Genomic DNA, 7,857 nt, shown 5'->3' with positions numbered 1-7,857 from the left:
TCCCAACACCTCACAATGTTGGTAGCTCCATGGCAGAGCAACAGATCTCCCGGGGTAATTAGCGCGACCTTCCTGCTTATACCTGTCGGCTTTACGTAACAGCGTTCCGTACGAGTATCGGGCTTTGACGATATATGCCGCCTTACCCCACTGTTATGCCTAAACCGCTTCCTGTTCGTCAGGCCAGCATTTTGCTTTCAGCTTCCTTCAGATCCCACCTCACGATGGGCACCCTTGCCGTTCAGCTAACACTTCCCCTCGTCGGGTGTGTAGAGGACTTACACCTCCAAGTCGCCCTTCGACCACCACAGTCAAAGGACAGCGCCTGTCAAAGCGCTACGCGCCATGCCCGGCGCACATAAAAAAACGCCCCAGTCAATACTGACTGGGGCGGCTAAATATTCAGCAAAATCCGATTACGTTAAGTAAAAGGTCTGAAAGATAGAACATCTTACCTCTGTACCCTACGTCTGTAACTTTACCTCATTTTTTTAAGCTGTAAAAGATTTTTTGTAGTTTGCTTACAGGATTTGAAGCATAAGGGGAGTTGTTTTGCAGTAAAACCAACAAAAAATGTAACTAAATAACAAAAAACAGTTAAATAATCACCTGTTAGCAAAAGATATTGATTCCTGGCTCAGCTTATCAGCCCATTCACTGACTGTTATTCACTGACTATTGTATACCCGTCACATTCAAGCTGCAGGAGTGAGCTGCAACTTGAACGGTTCCCCTATGATGCCGACAATCAGTGGGCCTCATCCCAATTTTTGCCAATACCGATTTCCACTTTAAGCGGCACCGCCAACTTCATACTTCCTTCCATCAGCTCATGAATACGTTGGCTGGCTGCTTCAATCGCCGATTGATGGACTTCAAACACCAGTTCATCATGTACCTGCATAATCATACGTACCAGCGGCGTCTCTTGCCCTTGTAACCAAGCATCCACCTCGATCATCGCGCGCTTGATGATATCTGCAGCAGTACCTTGCATAGGAGCATTAATCGCCGCCCTTTCAGCCGCCTTGCGGCGCATACCGTTGCTGGAGCGCACATCTGGCAGATAGAGCCTGCGACCATCGAGGGTACTCACATACCCCTGTTCCTCCGCTTGTTGCCGTGTTTGTTCCATATATCTCAGCACGCCAGGATAACGTTCGAAATACAGATCCATATAGCGCTGGGCATCACTACGCGAAATCCCCAACTGACGGGCCAAGCCAAAAGCACTCATCCCGTAGATCAGGCCAAAATTGATGGCCTTGGCACTACGACGTTGCTCATTGGTCACTTTATCCAACGCCAAGCCAAATACCTCTGCCGCCGTTGCCCGGTGAATATCTTTACCGTCGGCAAACGCTTTCAACAACCCCTCGTCCTGAGACAAATGGGCCATGATACGCAATTCAATCTGCGAGTAGTCGGCAGCAACAATGCAATAACCTTCTGGCGCAATAAATGCCTGACGAATACGGCGACCTTCATCATTACGTACCGGGATATTCTGCAAATTAGGATCACTGGAAGAAAGGCGACCTGTAGCAGTAACAGCCTGATGATAAGAGGTATGTACTCGACCGCTGACCGGATTGATCATTAGTGGCAGTTTGTCGGTATAAGTGGTTTTAAGTTTCGCTAAACCACGATATTCCAGGATCACTTTAGGTAATGGGTAATCCAGAGCCAGTTCAGCCAACACCTCTTCATTGGTAGAAGGTGCGCCACCAGGAGTTTTTTTCAGAATCGGTAACTTTTGTTTTTCATACAAAATAGCCTGTAATTGCTTGGTGGAAGCCAGGTTAAACGGTTCCTCTGCCAACTCATGCGCCTGTACCTCAAGCTCGGCCAAACGTTTGGTCAGTTCTTTTGAGTGGGCCGCCAGAATATTGGGGTCAATCAGAACACCGGTTCGCTCTATATGAGAAAGCACTGGCAACAGTGGCATTTCAATCTCATTGAATACTTTTAGCAAACCTGCCTGTTCTTTTATCTGTGGCCACATCACTAAATGCAGTTGCAGCGTGACATCGGCATCTTCCGCAGCATAAGGAGCCGCCTGTTCAAGGGCGATTTGATTGAAAGTCAGCTGATTTTTACCCTTACCTGCGATCTCTTCAAAAGTAATGGTTTTATGACCCAAATAGCGATCAGCCAGGCTATCCATATCGTGTCGACCACTGACACTATTGAGTACATAAGATTCGAGCATGGTATCGTAAGCAATACCACGCAAGTCGATGTCATAACGTGCCAATAAACTCTTATCAAACTTCAGGTTCTGCCCAACCTTGAACGCTTTTTCATCTTCTAATAGCGGTTTCAACGTTGCCAGTACATAGTCCCGATCCAGCTGTGGTGGGGCATCCAGATAATCATGTGCAACGGGCAAATAAGCAGCCACTCCGGGCTCAATAGCAAAGGAGAGACCAATCAGATTGGCAGTCAGCGTATCCAGACCGTCTGTTTCGGTATCAAAGGCAAAAACATCCGCTTTTCTTAGGCGTTGCAACCAATCAGCAAACGTTTCCTCATCAAGGATTGTGACATAGCCATCCTGTGATAAGGTTGCTTCCACGGTTGCTCTTGGCTCCTCCACAAGAGCGGCAGCTTTTACTGCACTTTTTGCCTTGTGACTGGATTTATTGTCTAACCAGGAACCCGCTTCAACATCAGCGATCCAGCGCTTAAATTCGTAGCGTTTAAACAGCGCCTGCAGTTGATCGACATCTGGTGAACGAACCGTAAGCTCATTACAGTGAATATCCAGCTCTACATCAGTTTTTATCGTTGCCAGTTTGTAAGAGAGGTAAGCCAACTCTTTATTCTGTTCCAACTTGGCCGCCATGGTCTTGGCACCACGAAAACTTAGCGTAGCAATAATGTCAAGGTTGGCATAGAGCACATCCAGCCCGCCTAGCCCTTGTAGCAATGCCTGTGCGGTTTTTTCCCCGACACCGGGTACACCAGGAATGTTATCCGACGAGTCACCCATTAGCGCCAAGAAGTCGATAATCAACTCAGGGGGAATACCGTATTTATCACACACCCCCTGAGGGCCAAGAATGGTGTTATTCATGGTATTGATCAACGTGATATTAGGCGTTACCAATTGCGCCATATCTTTATCGCCAGTGCTGATCAGCACGGCGTGTCCCGCTTTTTCTGCCTCTTGAGCCAAAGTACCAATAACATCATCAGCTTCCACACCTGGCGTAACTAATAGTGGTAACCCCATGGCTTTAACCATCTGGTGCAGCGGTTCTACCTGTGCACGAAGATCATCTGGCATTGGTGGCCGATGTGACTTGTATTCGCTAAACAACTCATCACGGAAAGTTTTCCCTTTGGCATCAAACACCACCGCAACATGGCTCGGCGTATACTGCAGCAGCAGACTACGCAGCATATTCAGCACCCCGTACATCGCCCCGGTAGGCTCACCGGATGAATTGGTCAACGGTGGGAAAGCATGATAGGCGCGGTAAAGGTAAGAGGAACCATCTACTAATATCAGTGGGTTTTCTGCAATCTGGGCCATAGTATTTCTTTTTCGTTAAAAGGACTGGGGTAAGCATGCCATAGCTGGCCGCTGCTGACGAATCTTAGCGTACATTATGCGTAAATTAACCAGGATTATGTGATAAAACTCGCAAGCTTAAAGCTGTGGATAAGTTTGTGAATAAATTAAATAATAATTTATAACACTCAGCCTAACATTATCACCTTAAATAAAAAAACCAATACAAATCAAAGTAGTGTGATTTTTTTCTTTATTATTTAATGTACTCCTTCCTTTTGAGATATTTGTGGATATATCACCAGGTTTATTCAGAAAGTAAATCTATTGAACGCAATAAGCTGACAGAAAATAAGTGAATTATCCACGCAGCTATTTACTTAAGATAACCAGCAGCCACCATTTAGAGATAGGCTGTGTCGGCGCTGAAACGCATTGCCGTTGTAGAGGCTTGGTTGTTGTTGAGGCTTAGTTGTTATAGAGGCTTAGTTGTCAGGATTGAATATTAGGCAGGAATTCCAATTTTGGCTGAATGCATTACGGCAGGAAAAAGATCTTCTACTTGATAAACCCAAACGTCAGTAAAGTTAAAAAAAACGCCGGATTAACCGGCGTGATAAAAATCATTCAGTTTACTGTTGCGCAAGCAAGAATTTAACAACATCAGCAAATTGCTGCCCTAAAGTATCCGTAGAGCTAGCATCAAGACCTTCGGTTCTCACCATGTATTTGCCATTAACAAATATCGCCGGAACACCTCGTAGTTGTAAATCATCTGCCGCCTTTTGTTGCTGAACGACCAACGCTTTTACCACAAAGCTATTTAATGCAGAATCATACTGCTCTGCAGATACGCCAGCATTGATAAAGACATTACGGATATCATCTGGCGTTTTTAAGGTTTGCTTCTTATGGATAGCATCAAACATTGGCTGGGTAATTTTATCTTCAACCCCTAAAGCCATGGCTACCGCCCAAGCTTGGGTCACTTCTTTACCTAATGGACCCAGAAACTCGACATGATACTTGGTCATCTTTGTTCCTTCTGGCAGTGATTTTTTCACTGTGTCAGAAACATGATAAACCTCTTCAAACTGATAGCAGTGTGGGCAGTAAAAAGAGAAAAACTCCAGCACCTTCGGCTCACCCGGCACTGGATTTTTCAAGGTGATATATTGCTGACCATCACTGAATTGCGCAGCAGAAACACTGAATGCCATCAGCATGCCAACAAGTGCCAAGTAAATTTTTTTCATAAGACCAAATTCTCCATCATGTTAATACGTCAATACATTGGCATTAGCTGCAAAGGAGGTTCCTGCAACAGCTTCACCTGTTCTGTAAATGTTTTCACCTGAGTTAACCAAAAATCAGGCTCAATCATCCACGGAAAATTTTTAGGAAACGCGGGATCCTGCCAGCGACGAACCACCCATGCCAGATAATACACCATCCGCATGGCCCGTAATGGCTCAATCAATGCCAACTGACGGCGATCAAACTCGGCAAATTCCTCATAAGCTTCCAGCAAAATATTTAACTGTAGTTGTTGTTCCTGACGATTACCATGCAACAACATCCATAAATCCTGTACTGCGGGCCCATTTCGCGCATCGTCAAGATCGACAAACAACGGCCCATCGCGCCACAATATGTTGCCCGGATGGCAGTCACCATGCAAACGCAACGGTTGCCAGTCTAACTGCCAATGCGGTTTAATCGCCGCAATCAGAGTATCTGTGGCCTGTAAAAAAATATCGCGCTGCGATTTGGGTAGCAAATCACAGGCTGCAAGAACCTGCCGCGGTGCCGTGAGATATTCTTCAACCCCAATGGTGGGCCGCTCGACAAACAGATTTTCACTACCTACCAGATGAATATGGCCAAGATATCGCCCGACCCACTCTAACTGTTCAAGATTATCTATCTCATACTGCCGGCCACCTACACTGGGAAACAGCGTAAAAAAGAATCCTGCATGAGTATGTAAGGTCTTCCCTCTTAACATAAGTGGTGTTACCACCGGTATGTCGTTTTGAGATAAATCACGAGCAAATTGGTGTTCTTCCTCTATTTGCTCCTTACTCCAACGTTCTGGCCGATAAAATTTCACTACATAACGTTTACGGTCTTCATCCATAAACTGATAAACGCGGTTTTCATAACTATTCAGTGCTGTTAGCCCGGAATCGATACGCAAACCTATCCCCTCTAAGGCATCCATAATCAAATCAGGAGAAAGCGTTTCAAAATTAAATACAGCGTTGTTCATAACAACCATTCAGTTTATTAGATAACAACAACAGGCCAAGCATGAAAACCCTCGTACTTGGGTATATACCCATCACCATTCAAGCGGCAAGGGGCTGGCATTCCCCACGCATCCAAGTCAATGGATAAGCAAGCTTCAAGAACTTCACTGCGTTGCCACCTATCTGCAACTTGAACGGTCTTAGGTGTAAATTTTAATCTTTTATCACACCACGAGCGCGTAGCAGTGCCGTTTTGAAATCGTCTTCATAATCCTTTTTCAAACCTGGGATCTGCTCACTACCCGCACTACCGCGCATTTTAAGATGATAGATTAAAATATCATCACTTAAATCAGCCAGATCACCATGAAAACCCGCTTCTTGTGCCAACTTTTGTAAAAACTGTATCAGATTGAGGTCTGGATCCTGTTGCCAGGCTGGCTGCAATAGCTCAATCAACTCATTTAGGCGGTGCGTTTTCATATCAATATCATCCAATGAAACTGTTAGACCCACAAAGTAGCAGGCTTGTACGCACAGTGAAAGATCCTGCGTGTCAATAAAGGTAAATCCTGCTGTCCGCAAGGCTTTAGCGTTACAATCAAGACATGAGTAATAAGGTAGGATGATGATAACTATGCATGCAGAAATAACCGGTGTACTTCTTGCTGGCGGTCGCTCTACACGAATGGGGGGACAAGACAAAGGCTTGATTCAACTTGGTGATAAAGCCTTATACCAGCATGTATTGTGTCGGTTAACCCCACAGGTTAATCAGATTATCATCAGTGCAAACCGTAATATGCAATCTTATAAGAAAAGTGGATGGCCAATAGTCAGTGATCTAACTACAGACTATCCGGGCCCTTTAGCGGGGATCTTAGCGGGTCTCATTAACGCCAGTACCGAGTGGATTATATCAGTGCCTTGCGATGTGCCAGATTTCCCTCTCAATTTGGTGGAGCACTTATGGCTGAATAAAGGGAGTTCCTTGGCAGCCTATGCCCATGATGGCGAACGCAATCACCCTACATTCGCCTTATTACATACCAGTCTGGTGGCAGATTTAAATCATTATCTGGCACACAATGAACGTAAGTTGATGCTGTTTATGGCTAGCGTTAATGCACGACAGGTGGTGTTTAACGGGCAACAAAGTGCATTCCGTAATTTGAATACGCCTGGGGATTGCCAGCAATGGTTACAGGAATCGGGGAGACAACAATAATGGGTACATTACCACCTTTGTTGGCTATTGCTGCCTACAGCGGTACCGGTAAAACAACGTTACTTAAACAACTAATCCCATTACTGGGACAACAACAGATCCGTGTTGGCCTGATAAAACATACGCATCATGATATGGACGTGGATACACCAGGTAAGGACAGCTACGAATTACGTAAAGCGGGTGCCGCTCAAACACTAGTGGCCAGTGATCGGCGTTGGGCATTGATGACTGAGATGCCGGAAGGACAGAGTTTAGATTTAAACTATCTAGCGGGCAGGTTCGATAGTAATAAAGTTGATTTAATCCTGGTTGAGGGATTTAAGCATGAACAACTGAGTAAAATTATTCTCTACCGCGAAGCGGTTGGTAAGCCACTTTCAGATATGCTGGATAAATATGTTATTGCTGTAGCCAGTGACACAAGGATTGAAGGCATCGCACCATGGCTAGATATCAATCAACCGGCAATGATCGCCTTATTTATTGCCCAATGGCTTGAATCAGAGAAGAGATAACTGTTTTATAAAACACACAAAAGCAAAAAGCCCCATGCTTGCGCACGGGGCTTTCTACTTATTTGGATGCCTGGCAGTGTCCTACTCTCACATGGGGAGACCCCACACTACCATCGGCGCTACGGCGTTTCACTTCTGAGTTCGGCATGGGATCAGGTGGGACCACCGCGCTAAGGCCGCCAGGCAAATCAGGTTTCAGGTCACAGGAAACAGGTTTCAGTTAATCCACCTTACCCCTATGCACCTCAAAATCTTTGTTGCTCTCATCTTCAATCTGTAGAACAAGCTGATTATCGCTATCTCTCTACCCGATATCCTGGTATCAGGTCAAAACACCTT

At 45.4% G+C, this 7,857-nt stretch carries 6 protein-coding genes and 1 rRNA gene; 2 read left to right on the top strand and 5 right to left on the bottom strand.

What is annotated here, in order from left to right; all coding sequences use genetic code 11:
- Positions 1-748 precede the first annotated feature (748 nt).
- The 4 genes from polA to IO95_RS06260 all read right to left on the bottom strand — a co-directional run bounded on the left by polA (position 749) and on the right by IO95_RS06260 (position 6,255).
- Positions 749-3,541 carry a DNA polymerase I gene (gene polA / locus IO95_RS06275; RefSeq protein WP_037384403.1) on the bottom strand — a complete coding sequence of 931 codons (2,793 nt, stop codon included), beginning with the start codon at positions 3,539-3,541 and terminating at the stop codon, positions 749-751.
- Between the two features lie 611 nt (positions 3,542-4,152).
- A complete protein-coding gene (gene dsbA, locus IO95_RS06270; protein WP_037384400.1) occupies positions 4,153-4,776 on the bottom strand; it encodes a thiol:disulfide interchange protein DsbA in 624 nt (207 codons plus the stop codon).
- A gap of 29 nt (positions 4,777-4,805) precedes the next feature.
- Positions 4,806-5,792: a serine/threonine protein kinase gene (locus IO95_RS06265; RefSeq protein ID WP_037384397.1), complete on the bottom strand. Its 987-nt coding sequence runs from the start codon at positions 5,790-5,792 to the stop codon at positions 4,806-4,808.
- Between the two features lie 193 nt (positions 5,793-5,985).
- Positions 5,986-6,255 (bottom strand): YihD family protein, encoded by a 270-nt coding sequence (locus tag IO95_RS06260; protein WP_037384405.1) that lies wholly within the window; start codon positions 6,253-6,255, stop codon positions 5,986-5,988.
- Positions 6,256-6,409: 154 nt separating this feature from the next.
- Here IO95_RS06260 and mobA point away from each other — a divergent pair, with 154 nt between their 5' ends.
- Together mobA and mobB are read left to right on the top strand one after the other, a co-directional pair.
- A complete protein-coding gene (gene mobA, locus IO95_RS06255) occupies positions 6,410-7,000 on the top strand; it encodes a molybdenum cofactor guanylyltransferase MobA (protein WP_037384394.1) in 591 nt (196 codons plus the stop codon).
- Complete coding sequence (mobB, locus tag IO95_RS06250) at positions 7,000-7,518, top strand: molybdopterin-guanine dinucleotide biosynthesis protein MobB (protein ID WP_037384391.1); 519 nt, start codon at positions 7,000-7,002, stop codon at positions 7,516-7,518. Before mobA ends, mobB begins: the two co-directional genes overlap by 1 nt.
- A 68-nt stretch (positions 7,519-7,586) precedes the next feature.
- Here mobB and rrf read toward each other — a convergent pair.
- Positions 7,587-7,702: ribosomal RNA gene (gene rrf, locus IO95_RS06245) — 5S ribosomal RNA — on the bottom strand.
- Positions 7,703-7,857 lie beyond the last annotated feature (155 nt).

This window comes from Serratia sp. DD3 (genome assembly GCF_000496755.2).
The sequence above is the reverse complement of the archived record's forward strand: the minus strand, read 5'-3'. Positions and strand labels throughout refer to the sequence as shown.